Raw genomic sequence first — 18369 nt, forward strand, 5'->3', positions numbered from 1 at the left:
GTAGTAGGGATGAGAATCGACATCTACTCCGACGTGGTCTGCCCTTGGTGCTGGATCGGCAAGCATCGTTTCCAGCAGGGCGTGCAGTTGCTGGGCGCCGATGCGCCTGAACTCGACATCCATTGGCAGCCGTTCCAGCTGGACCCGGACGCGGATGCGACGCCGGTGCCGCTACGCGAGGCCTATGTGCGCAAGTTCGGCGGTGTCGAGCGCACCGAGCAGATCCTCAACCAGACCCAGACCACCGCGCGCGCCGAAGGCCTGCCGATGGACTTCAGCCAGGGCCAGGTGCGGGTGACCACGCTGCCGGCCCACCGGGTGCTGTGGCTGGCCGGCCAGCATGGGGTGCAGGACGCGGTGGGCGAGGCGTTGTTCCGCGCCCATTTCGAGCACGGCCAGAACCTGGCCGACAGCTCGGTACTGGTCCAGGCTGGCGTAGCCGGTGGCCTCGACGCGGGCGAGATCGCCCAGATGCTGGCCTCCGACCGCGGCCTGGCGGAGGTCGAGGCAAAGCTGCAGGAAGCCCATGCACTGGGCATCTCCTCGGTGCCGACCTTCGTCATCGACGGCCGCTGGGCCATCTCGGGCGCACAGCCGCCGGAGGCGTTCGCCAACGCCCTGCGCCAGATCGCGGCCGAGCAGGGCGCATCCTCGTCCCCGGCAGAGGGCGACGAGGCCTGCGGCCCGGACGGCTGCAAGGTCTGATCAGCTCCGAAAAAGGGGACGGAGGGGATTAAGCCGCAATCGGCCCTCACGAGCTGGAAGCGACTTAATCCCCTCCGTCCCCTTTTTCGCGACCACTGCGCCTGTCGGCCGGTTCTGCGACAATGCGGCACTGCGCCATGCGGGCGCGCGTTGTGGAGATCGAACATGCTGCTGATCGGCGTTGCCGGCACCGAACTGACCGCCCAGGAACGTGACTGGCTGCAGCACGATGCCGTGGCCGGGGTGGTGCTGTTCAAGCGCAACTTCGCCTCGCGCCAGCAGGTGACCGATCTGAGCGCGGCGATCCGCGCCGCCGCCCCGCGCCCGCAGCTGATCTGCGTGGACCAGGAAGGCGGCCGCGTGCAGCGTTTCCGTGAAGGCTACAGCGAGCTGCCGCCGCTGCAGGAGATCGGGGCGTTGTACGCGACCGATCCGCAGCGGGCGCTGGCGCTGGCCGAGCAGCACGCCTGGCTGATGGCCAGCGAGGTGCGCGCCAGCGGCGTGGACCTGAGCTTCGCGCCGGTGGTCGACCTCGGCCGTGGCAACCGCGCCATCGGCAACCGCGCCTTCAGTGAAGACCCGCAGGTGGTGGCCGCGTTCACCGCTGCCTACGTGCGTGGCATGCACGCCGTTGGCATGGCGGCCACGCTCAAGCATTTCCCCGGCCACGGCACGGTGCTGGAAGACACCCACGTGGACACCGCGATCGACCCACGTGCGCTGGACGAGCTGCGTTCGCAGGACCTGGTGCCGTTCCAGGCCGGCATCGCCGCCGGTGCCGATGCGGTGATGATGGCGCACGTGATCTACCCACAGGTGGCACCGGAACCGGCCGGCTATTCGCCGCGCTGGATCCAGGACATCCTGCGCGGCGAGCTCGGCTTCCGTGGCGTGGTGTTCTCCGACGACATCGGCATGGCCGCCTCGCACAGTGCCGGCGGCGTGCCGGCGCGCGTGCATGCACACCTGGATGCCGGTTGCGACGTGGTGCTGGTCTGCCATCCGGAACTGGTCGATGAAGCCCTGCACGCGGTGCAGGGGCGCTCCCTCAATACTGCTGCGCTGCTGGGGCTGCTTGGCCGCGGCGCGCTCGGCTGGGACGGCCTGCTGGCCGATGCCCGCCATGGCGACACCCAATCCCGTCTGCTTGAAACCCTTGGAAGAACCGTCTGATGCCCAACCTCACCATTTCCCAGGCCCTGGCCCAGGCTGACCTGCTGGTCGACCGTCCCACCATCGACAAGGCCATCGCTGGTATCGCCGACGCCATTGCGCGCGACTACAAGGGCGAGGTGCCGCTGTTCCTGTCGATCATGCACGGCGCGCTGCCGTTCGCCGGCCAGCTGGCGCTGGAACTGGGCGCGCGTGGCCAGGACGTGCAGTTCGATTACCTGCACGCCACCCGCTACCGCGGCGAAACGACCGGCGGCGACCTGGTCTGGAAGCACAAGCCGGCCACCTCGCTGTTCGGCCGCCGCGTGCTGCTGATCGACGACATCCTCGACGAGGGCTACACCCTGCAGGGCGTGCGCACCTGGTGCCTGGAGCAGGGCGCAACCGACGTGCGCATCGCTGCGATGACAGTGAAGAAGCACGACCGCGCGTTGCCGGACGTGGTTGCCGACTACGCCGGCATCGAGCTGCCGGACCGCTATGTATTCGGCTTCGGCATGGACGTCAACGAAACCCTGCGCTGCGTGCCGGCCATCTACGCGATGAAGGAATAACGACGCCGCCGCCCGCGGCGCGTGTTCTTCTGCCGCCGGCATCCTCGGGTGCCGGCGTTTGTCTTTTCATGGAGTGCTTCGAATGCAACAGATCGCCCTGGCCGTGATCGGCGGTACCGGTGTCTACAACCTGGCCAAGCTCGACGACGTGCAGACCCACGAGGTCGACACCCGCTTCGGCCGCCCGTCCGGCCCGGTGCGCGTGGGGACGCTGCTCGGCCATCGCGTGGCGTTCCTGGCGCGACATGGTGAAGGCCACTCGCTGCCGCCGCACAAGATCAACTACCGCGCCAACCTGGCGGCGCTGCAGCAGCTGGGCGCGCAGCGCGTGCTGGCATTGAACACGGTCGGTGGCATCACCGAACACTTTGGTCCGCGCGTGCTGGCCTGCCCGGACCAGATCATCGACTACACCTGGGGCCGCATCAGCACCGTCTGTGAAGAAGAAGGCACCGACGTGGTCCACGTCGATTTCGGCCATCCGTACACGCCGATGTTGCGCAGCAAGATCCTGGCCGCCGCGAAAGTGACCGGTGTCACGGTCCATGACGGCGGCTGCTACGGCGCCACGCAGGGCCCGCGTTTGGAAACCATCGCCGAAATCGCCCGCATGCGCCGCGATGGCTGCGACCTGGTGGGCATGACCGGCATGCCGGAAGCCGCACTGGCACGGGAGCTGGGGCTGGATTACGCCTGCCTGGCCATCATCGCCAACTGGGCCGCAGGCTGTGGAGATGGCGAGGAGATTACGATGGCCGAAGTGCTGGCCAACGTGCAGGCGGCCAGCAACGGACTTCCGGAACTGGTGGGCGAATTGGCGCGGGGGTGATTGTCTTCCCCGAGCAAGCTTTGCATACTCAGCTTGTGCGCGGGTTCAGCGTACACCACCCATTCATTGCATAAGGTCTCGCATCACCATGCCGAACGGTACCGTCAAGTGGTTCAACGACGCCAAGGGATTTGGCTTCATCTCGCCGGAGGATGGCAGCGCCGACGTGTTCGCGCACTTCTCCGCCATCAACTCCAAGGGCTTCCGCAGCCTGCAGGAAGGCCAGCGTGTCACCTATGACGTGACCCAGGGCCCGAAGGGTGCCCAGGCTTCGAACATCACGCCGGCCGAGTGATCCACTCGACAGTGCGTTGAAAACCCCGCTCCGGCGGGGTTTTTTTTTGCGCAGCCGTCCGCATTCCGGTCGTCATCTGCCGGCCTCGGGCACAATGCAGGCATGAAGGAACGACTGCGCATCGCCGTGATTGGCTACGGCACCGCTGGACAGGCCTTGTCCATCCTGCTCACCCGTGATGGACACGAGGTGGACATCTTCGAGCGCGTGCCCACGCCGGGGCCGGTCGGCGCAGGCTTCCTGCTGCAGCCCAGTGGCCTGCAGGTGCTGTGGCAGATGGGCCTGCTCGACGCCGTGCGCGCGCATGCCGCACCGGTGCACCGTCTGTACGGCGATACGCCGTGCGAGCGCGCGGTGATGGACATGCGCTACGACGGCCTGGATGCGCGCCTGCATGGGCTGGGCATGCAGCGCGGTGCGTTGTTCTCGCTACTGGATGAAGCGCGGGACGGCGCAGGGCAGTTGCATGCCGGCATCACCATTACCGGGGTGGATGCCGAACACGGCCGCCTGCGCGACGGCGAAGGCCGCACGCATGGCCCGTTCGACCTGATGGTGGCTGCCGATGGCGCGGCGTCGACGCTGCGCGGCACCATTGCCGGTGCTGCCGGACTCGACCGCGTGTACCCGTGGGGCGCGTTGTGGTGCCTGCTGCCGGCCGAAGACTGGCCACACGTGCAGGAACTGCGCCAGCGCTACGTGGCCGCGCGCAAGATGATCGGGCTGCTGCCGGTGGGCACCTGTCCGGGGGACGACACGCCGCGCCTGAGCTTCTTCTGGAGCCTGCCACGCACCGATTTCGAGCGCTGGCAGAACGATGGCATGCCGTCCTGGCTGGAGGAGCTGCACACGCTGTGGCCGCAGGCCGCTGCGCGCTTCGCCCACCTGCGTGATGCCGGCCAGCTGGCGCGCGCGGTCTATCGCGATGCGGTGACGTCGCGCTGGCACCAGGGGCGCCTGGTGCTGGCTGGTGATGCCGCGCACGCGATGAGTCCGCAGCTGGGGCAGGGCGTGAACATGGCGTTGCTCGATGCGCTGGCGCTGCGCGATGCGGTGCGCATCCACGGCGGCGGCACGGCCGCGCTGCAGGCCTACCAGGCGCAGCGGCGCGCGCATGTGGCGGTGTACCAGCGCTGGAGCCGATGGCTGACGCCGTTGTTCCAATCCGACCGCGATGGCTGGGCGAGGGCGCGTGATGTGCTGCTCGGCCCAATGGGGCGCCTGCCCGGCGGTCGCAGCCACATGCTGCGCGTGCTGAGCGGCACGCAGCACGGCTGGTTCGGTTCGCTCGCGCTGGATCCTGCCTTCATTGGAGCGCTGGGCAGCGCGGCCCGAACGCCTCGCACTGCTGCTGCAATCGCAGGCGTGTGAAGCGGGTCGTCACGTGAATTAACGGTTGCCTCACCGTGGTTGTGCGACAAGAGGAGAGCACGCAACAAACGCGTCGCCCGTTTTCCTTTCCGTGATCAACATCGCGCGTGGCCCGGGTGGCGCCGCCGTTGCGGCCTGCTGCGGCCCGGACGTGCCGCCGGATGTTGAAGAGGAGGACGCCATGTTGTTCGCGGTCGAAGAGCTGGAATCGGAAATCTGCAAGCTGCGCGGCCTGTTGCAGATGCTGCACGAGGACCAGCCCGACGTACTGGAGGACGTGTTCGAGTTCCATGTCGGCAGCCTGATCAGCCATGCGTCACCGGAACACCACGCACGCATCCGTGCCTGCGCGCAGGAGATGCTGGCGGCGATCCAGGCCCTGCCGCGACGACGTGACGATGACACGGCGGATTTTCGCCTGATGCCGGCGCTGGGCCTGCGACCGGCCTGATTCAACGCGCGGGCAGTTGCACCAGGCCGCCGTCGACGCAGGCAATCATCCGTTCGCCGCGGATGGGCACAGGCACGATGCCAGCGGTGAATGCGGAGAACGCGGGCAGGATCGTCATCCGCTCGCGCAGCCAGAATGCAGGAAATCGCCGCCGCAACGATGGCAGTGCGACCTGCGGGTGCAGATGCCCTGCGATCACGTGCATCGCCGTGTCCGGCACCGGCTCATGGCGAAGCAGGAACGGCGCCAGCCCGATCTCATCGTGGATCTGTACCTGCAGCTGCGCGTGCGGCAGCTGCCGATCGTGATTGCCGCGCAGTACGTGCACGTCCAGCCCGGCATTGCGCTCGCGCCAGCCCAGCCATTGCCGGTACCAGGCAGCGCGATGCGCGGGCCCATGCAGGATGTCGCCGAGAATCCACAGTTCGCGGCAGGCGTGCATGTCCAGCAGTGACTGCAGGCGTTGCAGGTCGTCGGCAGTGCCGCCGCTGGGCAGCGCGATGCCGGCACGACGGAACACGTCGGCCTTTCCAAGGTGGAGGTCGGCGATCAGCAGCGCCTGCCGCGACGGCCAGTACAGTGCACGCGCGCCGATCAGAACCATGGCTTCACCGGCAAGCCGCATGCGCAGTTCATCGGCCATGGCGGCGTTCCAGTTGCTGTGCCGCACGCTGCACGCGTGTGCGCCAGTCTTCGTTGCTGAACTGCCCGCGCAGACGCTCGGCCCACAAGGGGAAACCCAGTGGCGTCAGCGACGCCGGACGCTGCACCGACAGCGCCCGCGTACCGATGCGTTCCAGCACCTGCTGCAGGCCAGGCAGGTCCAGGCTGTCGTACAGCACCTCGCGTTCGGCCAGCGCCAGCAGCAGATGGTCCGGATCGTGTTCGCGAAGCACGTCATACAGCAGGCCCGCCGAGGCCTGCAGCTGGCGTAGCGAACGCGGCATGCCGCCGGGCAGGCTGGGGACCAGAAGCCCCGCAACGCGTGCGATGCCGCGGAACTGGCGTCGTGCCAGCTCGCCCAGGTTCACGGCTGCACGCAGATCGTCCAGCAACCGATCACCGGTGAACAGCGTGCGCCACTGCGCTGTGTCCAGATCGATGGCCTGCGCCGGCGCCAGCACCAGACCGTGGTCGTTCACCGCATAGCCGATGCTGTTGCGCTGCAGGCGCGTGCAACGCAGCGCCAACAGGGCCGCCAGTGCCTCGTGCACGTGACGGCCGGCAAAGGGATAGACGAACAGGAACTGGCCGTCGCGGCGGCGTACGTCCTCCACCAGCAGATGATCGGGTCCGGGGCGCGCCGACATCCGTTGCTGCAGCGCCAGCAGCGGAGCCAGCCATCGTGATTCCGCACTGTCATCGGCGCCGGACAGGACCGACTCCAGTTCGCGGCCAAGCGCCATCGACAGCGGCAACTGGCCGCCCTGCCAGCGCGGCACGACACCGTCACCGCGCCCGCGTGCCAATCGCACGAAGGCGGTCATGTCGCGCAGCTGCACCAGCTCCAGCAGGCGTCCGGCGAACTGGAAGCGATCACCGCGGCGCAGGCGGCTGGCGAACTGCTCTTCGACTGCGCCGAGGCCACCGCCGCGCAGGAACTGCACACGCACGCTGCCATCGCTGCTGATGGTGCCGATCGAGAGCCGATGACGCAGCGCCTGGCGACGGTCGTGCATGCGATAGCAACCGTCGTCATCGCGCACTACCTTGTGGAAGTCGGGGTACTGGGCCAGGGCCTGGCCACCCTGCACGATGAATGTCAGCACGGCCTGCCACTGCTCTTCACCGAGCGTGGCAAAGGCGTGGGTGCGCCGTACCTGCGCCAGCAACGTGTCGCTGTGGAAGCCGCCGGCCAGCGCGCGGCTGACCGCATGCTGGGCCAGCACATCCAACGATAGTGTCGGTGGCCTGCGTGCTTCGACCACGCCCTCGGCCAGTGCACGGCGCACGGCGGCGTACTCGGCCAGCTCCAGCGCGTGGCTGGGTATGCAGAGGATGGCGCCACCGGCTCCGGGTCGATGGCGCGCGCGTCCGGCGCGTTGGCGCAGGCGTGCCACGCCCTTCGGGCTGCCCAGCTGCAGCACCTGTTCAACCTCGGGGAAGTCCACGCCGAGGTCGAGGCTGGAGGTCGCGACCACGCAACGCAACCTGCCCGCACGCAGGCCATCTTCCACCTGCTGGCGCAGCGCCGGATCCAGCGAGCCATGATGCAGTGCCAGCGTATCCGGATCTTCCGGCCAGACTGCCGCCAACGCCTGATGCCACAGTTCCGCCTGCGCGCGGGTGTTGGTGAACAGCAGGCTGCTGCGCGCCTGCATCAGCGCCTCCAGTACGCGCGGCAGCTGCGCCAGACCGAGATGCCCGGCCCACGGGAAGCGCTCGCCGGGCTCGGGCAACAGGCTGCGCACGCTGATTGCGCGCGGGCGCACACCCTGCACGATCGGTGCATGCGGTTGCCCAGGCAGCAGCACGTCGCGCGCCTGCTGCAGATTGCCCAGCGTGGCCGAGAGCCCCCAGAGCTGCAGCGCAGGCGCGGCCTCGCGCAGCACAGCGAGGTTCAGCTGCAGCAGGACGCCCCGCTTGTTGCCCAGCAGTTCGTGCCACTCATCCACCACTATGCAGCGCAGCTGGCGCATGCGCGGCAGCGTATCCGGATAACTCAGCAGAAGCGCCAATGATTCCGGTGTGGTCACCAGCACGTCGACGCGGCCCTCACGCGCCTGCCGCCGTTCACGGTTGCTGGCATCACCGCTGCGCAGGCCCACCCGCCATCCCAGACCGAGCCCGTCGACCACCGCCTGAAGGGCGCGCGCGGTGTCGCTGGCCAACGCGCGCAACGGCGTCACCCACAGCACCTGCAACGGACGCACCGCACTGGCGCGGCGGGGTGATGCCGCTGGGTCGATCATCGCCTGCAGCAGCGGCCCACCGAACATGGCCAGTGTCTTGCCGCTGCCGGTGGGCGTGTGCAGCACGCCCGATTCACCGGCCAGGTAGTGCCGCCACATCGCGCGCTGGAAGGGCAGTGAGCGCCAGCCGCGCGCCACGAACCAGTCCTCCAGCCGGCGTAGCGCCTGGCTGCGGGTCATCGCGCCAGCGCCTGCAGCGTGGCCAGTTGATCGGCCTCGCTGGCGGGCTTGTCGTGGCGCCAGCGCAGGATGCGCGGAAAGCGCACGGCAACGCCCGACTTGTGCCGTGAACTCTGGTTGACCGCTTCGAAGCCCAGTTCGAAGACCTGTTCGGCGCGCACGCTGCGTACAGGTCCGAAGCGCTCGCGGGTGTTGGCGCGGATCCAGCGGTCGAGTGCGAGGATTTCCTTGTCGTCCAGGCCCGAGTAAGCCTTCGCAACCGGCACCAGGGTCTCGCCATCCCAGACCCCGAAAGTGTAGTCGGTGTACAGCGTGCTGCGGCGCCCGTGGCCGGCCTGCGCATACAGCAGCACGGCATCGATCGTGAGCGGATCGACCTTCCATTTCCACCAGTCGCCGCGGCGTCGCCCGGCCTGGTAGGGCGAGCCACGTCGTTTCAGCATCAATCCTTCCACGCCGCGTTCGCGCGCCACCTCGCGCATCGCGGCGGCATGCGCCCAATCGTCGGCGACCACCTCGGGCGACAGCTGGATGCGGGTATCGCCCAGCCCGCCGATGACCTGTGCCAGCCGCAGGCGTCGCTGCTGCAATGGCAACGCGCGCAGATCCTCACCGTCGAGTTCAAGCAGGTCATAGGCGAGCACGCGTACCGGCGTGTTGCGCAGCGTGGCAGCACCAGGCTTGCGACGCTGGATGCGGGTCTGCAGCGCAGTGAAGGCGCGCGGCAGGTCGCCGCTTTCGTCCCAGGCCAGCAGCTCGCCGTCCAGTACGCACCCATCGGGCAGGGCCGATGCAGCCTGTTCGATCTCAGGGAAGCGACCATCCAGCCGCTCCTCGCCGCGTGACCACAGGGCTGTTTCGCCGCGCCGCCGCAGCAGCTGCAGGCGGATGCCGTCCCACTTCCATTCCAGCATCCAGTCGTCGATCGGGCCGAGACGGTCTTCCGGTTCGCCTTCCAGGGGCGAGGCGAGGAAGAACGGGTAGGGCTGCTGCCGGTCCAGTGGCAGCTCGTCCGGTGACAGCAGCTGGCCCAGCAGCCCGGGTGAGGGGACCCATTCGCCGAGCATGCGCTGGGCGATGCGTGCGATGTCCAGGCCCGACCATTCGGCCAGCGCCTGCTGCACCAGTCGCTGCGAAACACCGACACGCAGTGCGCCGGTCAGCAGCTTGTTGAACACCAGCCGTTCGCTGCTGCACAGCTGCTGCCAGCCGGTGACCACCGCCGCGCGGCGCACCGGCTCGGCCTGGTTGGCCACGACCAGCAGGTGCTGTTCGATCCAATCGGCGAGGGGCCGGTCGGGAGCCGGTTGCGCCGGATCGTCCAGCAGCAGGGTAAGTGTTTCGGCCAGGTCACCGACCTGCGCATAGCTGTCTTCGACCAGCCACGGTGGCAGACCCGATTGTTCGGCAATCCAGGCGCGCAGTTCGCCGCTTGCAGCGATCTTCCTGCGCGCGCCGCCGACCTTGCCGCCACTGAGCAGGTACAGCGCCCACGCCGCGTCATGCGCACGTGCCTGGCGGAAGTAATCGACCAGCGCCGCACGCTTGTCCAGCGTAGCGGTGCTGCGGTCCAGCCGCTGGTAGAGCGCGGCGAAGGCTTTCATTCCTCGCTCCCGAAGTCGGTGCGGAAGGCTTCGGCAGCTACCCCGCGCTCGCGCAGGAAGGGGATCAGCGCGTCGGTGTTGCCATGGGTGGCGATCACCCGCTGCGCGCCGGTCTGTTCGATGGTCTGCAGCAGCGCAGGCCAATCGGCATGGTCGGAGATGACGAAACCACGATCGACATTGCGCCGGCGCCGGTTGCCGCGCAGCTGCATCCAGCCGGACGCGAAGCCCAGCTGATGGCGTCCGAAGCGACGCATCCACGGCGTGCCCGCAGCCGAGGGTGGCGCGAGGATCAACTGGCCGGCTGCATCCGGCTGGCGGCCCTGCTCGGCGACGGCGTGGGTCTCCAGCATCGGTACGCCGGCCTGCCGGTAGACCGCTACGCCGTTGGCGATGGCGCCATGCAGCCAGGCCGGACGATCATCCAGCGGCAGCAGTTCGGCCAGCACCCGCTGTGCCTTGCCCAGTGCGTAGCACAGCAGGATCGCGGCCTCGCCACGCTGTTCGCATTCGCGGCGCCACGCCAGGATCCCGGCAGCCACTGCCGGCGTGTCCGGCCAACGGTAGATCGGCAGCGCGAAGGTGGCCTCCGTGATGAAGGTATCGCAGGGCACGACCTCGAACGGCGTGCAGGTTGGATCAGGCTGGCGCTTGTAGTCGCCGGACGCCACCCAGACCTGCTGCCCGTCATCGATACGGACCTGCGACGAACCCAGCACATGCCCGGCCGGGTGCAGCGATACCTGTACCCGCCCCAGCCGGAACGGCACGCCCTCGGCATGCGCCTGCACCGGCACGTCACCCAGGCGCCAGCGCAGGATCGGCAGGCTGCCTTCGCTGCAGTGGTACTCGCCCATGCCCGGGCGCGCGTGATCGCCATGGCCATGGGTGATGACCGCACGTGGCACCGGCCGCCAGGGATCGATGTGGAAGTCACCGGCGGCGCAGTACAGCCCCTCCGGGCGCAGGACCACCAGATCGTCGTTGCCTGTCATGCGGTCACTGTGGCCGCTGCCTCGTGCACGGGGTGAGAACCGGCCTGAACGCGGGCTTGGCAGGTGATGCGGCACAATCGAGCCGCACACTTCTTGCCGCCAGGATGGACCGGATGAGTGGACCGAGCTTCAGCAGCAGCGCGCCCTTCGAAACCCATGTGGTGCTGAACCAGCCGCCACCGTTCGCCGGCCGTCATCTGTGGACCGATGACGTGGCATTGATGGAGGCGGTGCAGCGGGAGGGCGCCGGCGGCTTCGCGCCGCGCCTGGCGGTATACGGCGCGCTGGCCGGTGACGAGCTGTACCGGCTCGGCTTCGATGCCAATCGTGATCGGCCACGACTGCGTACGCATGATGCGCAGGGCCATCGCATCGATACCGTGGAGTTCCATCCGGCCTACCACCAGCTGATGGGCACGGCGAAGCGGCATGGCGTGGCTGGATTGTCGTGGCACGAGCCTCAGCCCGGCGCACATGTCGCGCGCGCGGCCCTGAGCTACCTGCATCACCAGGCCGAGGCGGGCACCAGCTGCCCGTTGACCATGACCCACGCCGCAGTGGCGGTGCTGAGCCCGCACCCGCATCTGGCGGAGTGGTCGCGCAAGGCCGCTGCGCCGGTCTACGATCCACGCGACGTGCCAGTGGCGGACAAGGCCGGCATCACCCTGGGCATGGGCATGACCGAGAAGCAGGGGGGCTCGGACGTGCGGGCCAACAGCACGCGCGCCGAACCGATCGATGGCGAGCGCTACCGCCTGGTCGGGCACAAGTGGTTCTTCTCCGCACCCATGTGCGATGGCTTCCTGGTGCTGGCGCAGGCGCCTGGCGGGCTGACCTGCCTGCTGATGCCGCGCCGGTTGGCCGATGGTGACCGCAATGCGTTCCGGTTGATGCGGTTGAAGGACAAGCTGGGTGACTGGGCCAATGCGTCCAGCGAAGTCGAGTTCTGTGGCGCACAGGCGTGGCGCGTGGGCGAGGAGGGGCGCGGTGTGGCCACCATCATCGGCATGGTGATGATGACCCGCCTGGATTGCATGCTGGGCGCTGCGGCGGAGATGCGCATGGCGTTGGCACAGGCACTGCACCATGCACGCCATCGACGCACCTTCGGCACGCTGCTTGTCGATCACCCGTTGATGGCCAACGTGCTGGCCGATCTGGCGCTGGAGTCGGAAGCGGCCACGGTGTTGTCGATGCGTATCGCGCGCGCGGTGGATCGTGCTGGCGTGGATGGCAACGAAGCGGCACTGGCGCGGCTCGGCACGGCCCTGGGCAAGTATTGGGTGTGCAAGCGTGCGGCCGCGTTCGTCAATGAAGCACAGGAATGCCTGGGCGGCGCCGGCTATGTGGAGGAATCGATGTTGCCGCGGCTGTACCGGCAGGCACCGTTGAATTCAATCTGGGAGGGCAGCGGCAACATCCAGTGCCTGGACGTGCTGCGCGCGCTGGCACGTGAGCCCGAGGCGATGGTGGCGCTGCGCGGAGAACTGGCCGCGGTGGCCGATCGTGATGCGCGCTATGCGGCCGCCCTGCAGCGCTGGGCGGCGGCACCGCCGCCGGAAGAATCGCAGGCGCGGATGTTCTGCGAGCGTACAGCGCTGCTGCTGCAGGCGGCGCTGCTGTTGCGTGCGCGCAGTCCGATCGCCGAGGCATTCGTGCGCAGTCGTTTGCAAGGGGAGCACGGGCTGGCGTTCGGGACGCTGCCGGCGGGGCTGGATGTGTCGGGGATGCTGGCGCGCGCGTTGCCGTAGGCGGCGGCCAACGGCGGAGCCCCTCGTGGTGGACGCTGATATCGGCAGTGGCCGCGCGAGTGGGTTGCGCAGGGGACGCCGTGAACCCGTCCTTGGGGCTTGGCCGTGGCATCCATGCCGCGGACACCCCTGCGCAACCCACTCGCGCGGCCTCGGACGGTTTCCGTGCCGTCCACCACGGAATCAACAGAAAGAGCAGAGGGCGAAAAGCAGAAAAGCCGCGGCAGTGCCGCGGCTTCTCCTGTGGCGCCGAGCGCATGCCCGGTTGCCGGTATGCCTCAGTGCTTGGCTTCTTCCTTGGCGGCGTTGGCCTTCGCGTCATTGGCGACATCGCGCGCCTTGTCGGCGACCTTCTGGGCGGCGTTGGCGGTGGCGTCGCTGGCGTGAGCCGCGGCGTCGGTGGCAGCGTCCTTGGCCTTGTCGGCGGCATTGGCGGTAGCGTCTGCGGCCTTGTCCAGCGCCTGCTGGGTGTCGGCGGCCGCCTGTTCGGAGGCGGCGGCGGTCTTGTCGGCGGCTTCGCGGGTGGCGGCGGCGGCCTTGTCGACGGCGTCGCGGGCGGCAGCGCCAGCGCTGTCGGCGGCCTGCTGTGCGTCCTGCTTGGCCTGTTCGGCTTCCGGGCCCTTGCAGGCGGCCAGTGCCAGCAGCAGGGAGGCGGCCAGCAGGGTGGTGGTGATCGGACGAATCTTCATGGCGGACTCCGGTACTGCAATGGATGGGGACGCCAGCCTATTCATGCCGTTGTGAAGACGGGGTGGCGATGCACTGGCTCAACCGCCGGCATCGGCGCAAAGAAAAAGCCGCTGGCGAACCAGCGGCTTTTCCAGAACAGCGTGAAGAAAGAAGTTATTACTTCTTGGCTTCTTCAGCAGCGTCCTTGGCCTTCTCGGCGGTGCCTTCGGCAGCCTTGGCAGCGTCGGCAGCAGCGCCGGCAGCAGCGTCGGTGGCAGCAGCGCCAGCCTGGGCAGCGGCGTCAACCGAAGCGTCAGCAGCGGTGGCGGCGGTGTCAGCGGCCTGCTGGGCAGCGTCGGCGGTCTGGGCGCCAGCAGCGGCGGCCTGGTCGGCAGCAGCCTGGGCTTCGGTGGCGGCTTCGTTGGCCGAAGCAGCGGCGTCCTGGGCAGCTTCCTGCTTCGAGCAGGCGGCCAGGGCCAGAGCCAGGGACATCGCGACCAGCAGCTTGTTGATGCTCATTGTGTAAATCCTCGTCGTTAGAATTAGGCAACGCGCATGCTGCGCGCCGACAACATGATGACAAGCCAATATTGGGTGTCAAGCGATCCCGCATTCATTTTTGCGAAATCATCGTTAAATCTTTTTAAATCAATTCGATGGCAATTGCCGTCGCTTCGCCGCCGCCGATGCACAGGGTGGCAATGCCGCGCTTGCCACCGCGCGTGCGCAGCGCGTTGACCAGGGTCACCACCAGGCGTGCACCCGAGGCACCGATGGGATGGCCCAGCGCGCAGGCACCGCCATTCACGTTGAGCTTGTCGTGCGGGATGCCCAGCTCACGCATCGGCGCCATCGCCACCACGGCAAAGGCTTCGTTGATTTCGAACAGATCGACCTGGTCCAGCGACCAGCCGGTCTTGGCCAGCAGCGTGTGCAGCGCGCCGATCGGCGCGGTGGTGAACCATTCCGGTTCCTGCGAGTGGGTGGCGTGGCCAACGATGCGGGCCAGCGGGGTGATGCCACGCGCGGCGGCATCTTCCTCGGTCAGCAGGACCACGGCGGCCGCGCCATCGGAAATGCTGGAGGAGCTGGCGGCGGTGACGCTGCCGTCCTTCTTGAAGGCCGGACGCAGGGTCGGGATCTTGGCGATGTCCGAGCGGCCCGGCTGTTCGTCGGTGGCGACCTCGACCTCTCCCTTGCGGGTGGCGACCTTCACCGCGACGATTTCATCGGCGAATGCGCCATTGGCCTGCGCGGCCTGTGCACGCTTGACCGATTCGATGGCGTAGGCGTCCTGCTCCTCGCGGCTGAACTGGTACTTGTCCACGGCGCATTCGGCGAATTCGCCCATCGCCTTGCCATCGTAGGCATTGACCAGGCCGTCGTGCGCCATGTGGTCGACCGCCTGGAAGTTGCCGAAGCGGTTGCCGGTGCGCGAGTTCGGCAGCATGTGCGGCGCGTTGGACATCGATTCCATGCCGCCGGCGACCACGATGCTGGCCGAGCCGGCCTTGATCAGGTCATGACCGAGCATGATGGTCTTCATGCCCGAGCCGCACACCTTGTTGAGGGTGGTGGCACCCACCGACAGCGGGATGCCGGCGGCGATCGCCGCCTGGCGGGCGGGCGCCTGGCCGAGGTTGGCCGGCAGCACGCAACCCATGAGGACCTCGGAGACGTCGCTGGCCGGAACACCCGACTGTTCCAGGGCGGCGCTGATGACGGCCGCGCCCAGGGTCGGGGTCGGCACGCCGTTGAACTGGCCGAGGAAGGAGCCGATGGCGGTGCGCTTGGCGGCGGCGATGACGATGTTGGACATGGCAATCTCGTTGATGCGTAAGCAATGTTCGGAAAGGAGACCGGAGGCCGTTGGAAGCGCCCCGGTTTCCCGGCAGACTGCGTGGGGGTCGGCCCAAGTATAGAGGGTCGCGGAGGGCCGTCGCTGGGCGCGGCCGCATGCCAGCCAGGATCAAGGCCGGCCAACGTTCATGGGAAGGAATCGATGGAACGCACGACGATGGTGAAGTCTGCCCTGGGTACCGCGTTGGCCATGGCGCTGACGGCATGTGGTGGAGGCGGGGGCGGCAGCAATGTGCGCATTGATCCGCCACCGACCACGCCACCCACCACGCCGCCGCCTACGACCCCGCCCCCCACTACGCCGCCGCCGGCCAAGCCGCAGGAGCCGGCCTTCGATGCGCATCTGTCAGTCACCAACGCGCGCGCCGCACAGGCGGCCGGTCTGACCGGGCAGGGCGTGCGCATCGGCATCGTTGATTCAGGGGTGCAGCGCAATGCAGTGGCGCTGAACGGGCGGGTGCTGGCCAACCTCAACTACATCGATCCGGCCAAGAACAACCTGGCGGTCGACGATGTGGTTGGCCACGGCACAGCGGTGGCCAGCCTGGCCGCCGGTGCAGCGGTGGGAACGTGGCCGGGAGGCATCGCGCCGGGGGCGCAGATCGTATCCGCGCGGATCATTTCCGACACGCCGCCAACCGATGACGGCAGTGGGCGCGGCAATGCCTTCAGCGGTCCGCTCGGCGTGGCGCAGGTCCACCAGGACCTGATCAGCTACAACGTGAAGGTGATGAACAATTCGTGGGGCGGCCTGTACTGGACCGACCTGCCGACCACCGAGCAGGTGGCGGCCGAATACCGCCCGTTTGTCATCAACCACGGCGGCCTGGTGGTGTTCGCAGCCGGCAATGACGCGCGCACCGAACCCAGCAGCCTGGCCGCGCTGCCCAGCCAGAAAGGCGTGGCCGGCACGCTTCCGGCGGCCGACCTGGAGCGCGGCTGGCTGGTGGCGACCGCGGTTGATCCTTACACGCCGGGTGCGCTGGCCAGCTATGCCAATGCCTGCGGCCAGGCGGCCCGCTACTGCCTGGCAGCGCCGGGCAGCGCAGTCTATCCCGATGCCAGCGGTGGCAGCTATTACTGGAACTACGGCACGTCATTCGCCGCGCCGTTGATCTCCGGTGCGGCGGCGCTGGTCTGGCAGCGATTCCCCTACTTCAACAACGACCTGGTGCGGCAGACCCTGCTGGGCACCGCCAAGGACATTGGCGCGCCTGGCGTGGACCCGGTGTTCGGTTATGGCCTGCTGGACATCGGCCGAGCGGTCAAGGGTCCCGGGCGCTTTGACTGGGGTGATGTGGTCGCCAATGTGGATGTGGCCTCGACCGGCTCGCTGTGGAGCAACGACATCGTCGGCAGTGGCGGCCTGGTCAAGCAGGGCAGTGGAACCCTGGTGCTGGGCGGCAACAACAGCTACACCGGTGCCACCCGCATCGAGCGCGGCATCCTGTCGCTGCAGAACGGCGGTGTCATCCGTTCCAACGTGACCATCCTGGGCCAGCCCGATCCGGATTCGACGGGCCTGCAGTTCAATGGTGGCACGCCGCGGGTGATCGGCAACGTGGTCAACGGCAGCAGCGTGTTCCTGACCACCGGCAGCACCACCGGCACCATCGAGGGCAACTACACGCAGCAGGCAGGTGGCCAGCTGATGATCGCGCTCGGTGCCAATGCGCTGCAGGTCACCGGCACCGCCTCGATCAATGGTGGCGTGCGCGTGCATGGCTTCGTCTCCGGCTATGTGCCGCAGAGCGGCAGCCGCCAGGACCTGGTCCATGCGGCCGGTGGCCTCAGCGGCACCTTCAGCAGCCCGGCCACCTCCAGCGGCCTGCAGGGCTTGTCGCTGCTGCAGAGCAGCTATGGCTATGACAGCAACAATGCCTGGTTGAACCTGACCCAGGTCAGCGTCACCTCTGCCGCCAGTGGACTGAGCGCCTCTGCGCAGGCTGCGGCACAGCGCCTGGACGGCGCGTTCAACGCGCTGGATCGCAGCAGCGGCCTGCAGGGTTCGCCGTTCGGCGCGGCCGCCGGCGCGCTGCAGTGGACCGACGGTGGTCGTGATGGCCTGGCCGCCAGTCTGCAGAGCCTGTCGGGGCAGGCGCATGCGCGGGCCGAGTCGGCCACCTTCGACAGCATCGACATGTCACGTCGCGCGATCGCCGAACGTTTCGATCGGGTGCAGGCGGCACCGCGGCTGCGCGGCACCTGGCAGAGCGCCTTGGGCGAGGCCGGGCAGGGCAGCTTCGCCGGCAACAGCGCCGACAGCCGCGGCTGGATGGCTGGCCAGGATCTGGCCTTGGGCAGCAACGGGCTGATGGGCGTGGCCTTCGGCGAGACCCGCAGCAACGGTGGCAGCAGTTTTGATGGAGAGCGCGGTCGTGATCGCCAGGCGCAGGCGCAGTTGTATGCCGGCTGGAACCTGGGGCGTGGCTATGCGCTGGCCCAGTTCGGCAGCGGTCAGTTCACCCGTGCGCTGGATCGTCAGCTGCTGCTGGGTGCCGGCGCCTACGGTGTCTCTGCGCGCTACGGCGGGCGCTTCAGCAGTGCCAGCGTGGAAGGCGGCTATCGCTTCGGCCGTGCCGGTGCGTCGCTGACGCCTTACCTGGGCGCCAGCACCACGCGCGTGGAGACCGATGCCTTCCAGGAGATGGGGGGTTTCGGCTTCGGCCTGCGTGGCGATGCCAACCGCGTGCAGCGCAGCCAGATGCTGGCCGGTGTGCGCGGTGAGCGTGGATGGGGGCGATGGACGCTGCGCGGTCATGCCGAGTGGCAGCAGCGGCTCGATGGTGCGGATGCGGATTGGCAGGCCAGTTTCGTCGGCGTCGATGCCTGGGCGCCACTGGCGGGCTGGAGTACGTCGCGCGGAAGTGCGCTGTTCGGCGTGGCGCTGGAATCGTGGTGGGGCCGCAATGGCCGCCTGAGCCTGGGCTTCGACCAGCGTGTCGGTGGCGAAGGCGCGCGGCAGGCGGCCCTGCGCTACAGCACCGGGTTCTGAGTGATCGGTCGCGCCGGGGCCCAGG

16 protein-coding genes are annotated in these 18369 nt (G+C 68.3%); 9 read left to right on the forward strand and 7 right to left on the reverse strand.

Annotation, left to right across the window (positions count from 1 at the left end):
- The first annotated feature begins 9 nt into the window (after positions 1-9).
- The 7 genes from SSKA14_RS08095 (at position 10) to SSKA14_RS08125 (ending at position 5378) form a co-directional block, all read left to right on the forward strand.
- A complete protein-coding gene (locus SSKA14_RS08095) occupies positions 10-705 on the forward strand; it encodes a DsbA family oxidoreductase (protein WP_008265151.1) in 696 nt (231 codons plus the stop codon).
- A gap of 165 nt (positions 706-870) precedes the next feature.
- Positions 871-1878 (forward strand): beta-N-acetylhexosaminidase, encoded by a 1008-nt coding sequence (gene nagZ / locus SSKA14_RS08100; protein ID WP_008264495.1) that lies wholly within the window; start codon positions 871-873, stop codon positions 1876-1878.
- Complete coding sequence (locus tag SSKA14_RS08105) at positions 1878-2432, forward strand: hypoxanthine-guanine phosphoribosyltransferase (protein WP_006461210.1); 555 nt, start codon at positions 1878-1880, stop codon at positions 2430-2432. Before nagZ ends, SSKA14_RS08105 begins: the two co-directional genes overlap by 1 nt.
- An 82-nt stretch (positions 2433-2514) precedes the next feature.
- The gene (locus SSKA14_RS08110) at positions 2515-3261 is read left to right on the forward strand and encodes an S-methyl-5'-thioinosine phosphorylase (protein WP_008266351.1); all 747 of its coding nucleotides are present in this window, start codon (positions 2515-2517) and stop codon (positions 3259-3261) included.
- Between the two features lie 88 nt (positions 3262-3349).
- On the forward strand, positions 3350-3556 hold the full coding sequence (locus SSKA14_RS08115) for a cold-shock protein (protein WP_005410590.1): 207 nt from the start codon (positions 3350-3352) through the stop codon (positions 3554-3556).
- Positions 3557-3658: 102 nt separating this feature from the next.
- Entirely contained in the window at positions 3659-4927 is a 1269-nt protein-coding gene (locus tag SSKA14_RS08120; protein ID WP_008268192.1) for an NAD(P)/FAD-dependent oxidoreductase, read from the forward strand.
- 181 nt (positions 4928-5108) lie between these two features.
- Positions 5109-5378 carry a hypothetical protein gene (locus tag SSKA14_RS08125; RefSeq protein ID WP_040009460.1) on the forward strand — a complete coding sequence of 90 codons (270 nt, stop codon included), beginning with the start codon at positions 5109-5111 and terminating at the stop codon, positions 5376-5378.
- 1 nt (position 5379) lies between these two features.
- Here the strand turns inward: SSKA14_RS08125 and pdeM are convergent, their stop codons facing one another.
- Genes pdeM through SSKA14_RS08145 form a run of 4 tightly spaced genes read right to left on the reverse strand, consistent with a single transcriptional unit; the run spans position 5380 to position 11069 of the window.
- Positions 5380-6021, reverse strand: a complete 642-nt coding sequence (gene pdeM, locus SSKA14_RS08130; RefSeq protein ID WP_040007304.1) for a ligase-associated DNA damage response endonuclease PdeM — start codon at positions 6019-6021, stop codon at positions 5380-5382.
- A complete protein-coding gene (locus SSKA14_RS08135; RefSeq protein ID WP_008267260.1) occupies positions 6011-8470 on the reverse strand; it encodes a ligase-associated DNA damage response DEXH box helicase in 2460 nt (819 codons plus the stop codon). Before SSKA14_RS08135 ends, pdeM begins: the two co-directional genes overlap by 11 nt.
- Positions 8467-10074 carry an ATP-dependent DNA ligase gene (locus SSKA14_RS08140; RefSeq protein ID WP_008265024.1) on the reverse strand — a complete coding sequence of 536 codons (1608 nt, stop codon included), beginning with the start codon at positions 10072-10074 and terminating at the stop codon, positions 8467-8469. Before SSKA14_RS08140 ends, SSKA14_RS08135 begins: the two co-directional genes overlap by 4 nt.
- Complete coding sequence (locus tag SSKA14_RS08145; RefSeq protein WP_008266101.1) at positions 10071-11069, reverse strand: ligase-associated DNA damage response exonuclease; 999 nt, start codon at positions 11067-11069, stop codon at positions 10071-10073. The genes SSKA14_RS08140 and SSKA14_RS08145 overlap by 4 nt, the downstream gene beginning before the upstream one ends.
- A 113-nt stretch (positions 11070-11182) precedes the next feature.
- On the opposite strand from SSKA14_RS08145, the gene SSKA14_RS08150 reads away from it, so the two are divergent.
- Positions 11183-12820, forward strand: coding sequence for an acyl-CoA dehydrogenase family protein (locus SSKA14_RS08150; protein WP_008264466.1), 1638 nt, complete (start codon positions 11183-11185; stop codon positions 12818-12820).
- A gap of 278 nt (positions 12821-13098) precedes the next feature.
- Here the strand turns inward: SSKA14_RS08150 and SSKA14_RS08155 are convergent, their stop codons facing one another.
- From SSKA14_RS08155 to SSKA14_RS08165, 3 genes are all read right to left on the reverse strand, one after another.
- A complete protein-coding gene (locus tag SSKA14_RS08155; RefSeq protein WP_006461120.1) occupies positions 13099-13509 on the reverse strand; it encodes a hypothetical protein in 411 nt (136 codons plus the stop codon).
- A 157-nt stretch (positions 13510-13666) separates the two neighbouring features.
- Positions 13667-14008, reverse strand: a complete 342-nt coding sequence (locus SSKA14_RS08160) for a hypothetical protein (RefSeq protein ID WP_004153024.1) — start codon at positions 14006-14008, stop codon at positions 13667-13669.
- A gap of 124 nt (positions 14009-14132) precedes the next feature.
- Complete coding sequence (locus tag SSKA14_RS08165) at positions 14133-15308, reverse strand: thiolase family protein (RefSeq protein WP_008265500.1); 1176 nt, start codon at positions 15306-15308, stop codon at positions 14133-14135.
- Positions 15309-15491: 183 nt separating this feature from the next.
- Here SSKA14_RS08165 and SSKA14_RS08170 point away from each other — a divergent pair, with 183 nt between their 5' ends.
- Positions 15492-18344, forward strand: a complete 2853-nt coding sequence (locus SSKA14_RS08170) for an autotransporter serine protease (protein WP_008268507.1) — start codon at positions 15492-15494, stop codon at positions 18342-18344.
- Positions 18345-18369: the final 25 nt, after the last annotated feature.

Origin of the sequence: Stenotrophomonas sp. SKA14, from assembly GCF_000158575.1 — a bacterium.
GTDB lineage: Bacteria > Pseudomonadota > Gammaproteobacteria > Xanthomonadales > Xanthomonadaceae > Stenotrophomonas > Stenotrophomonas forensis.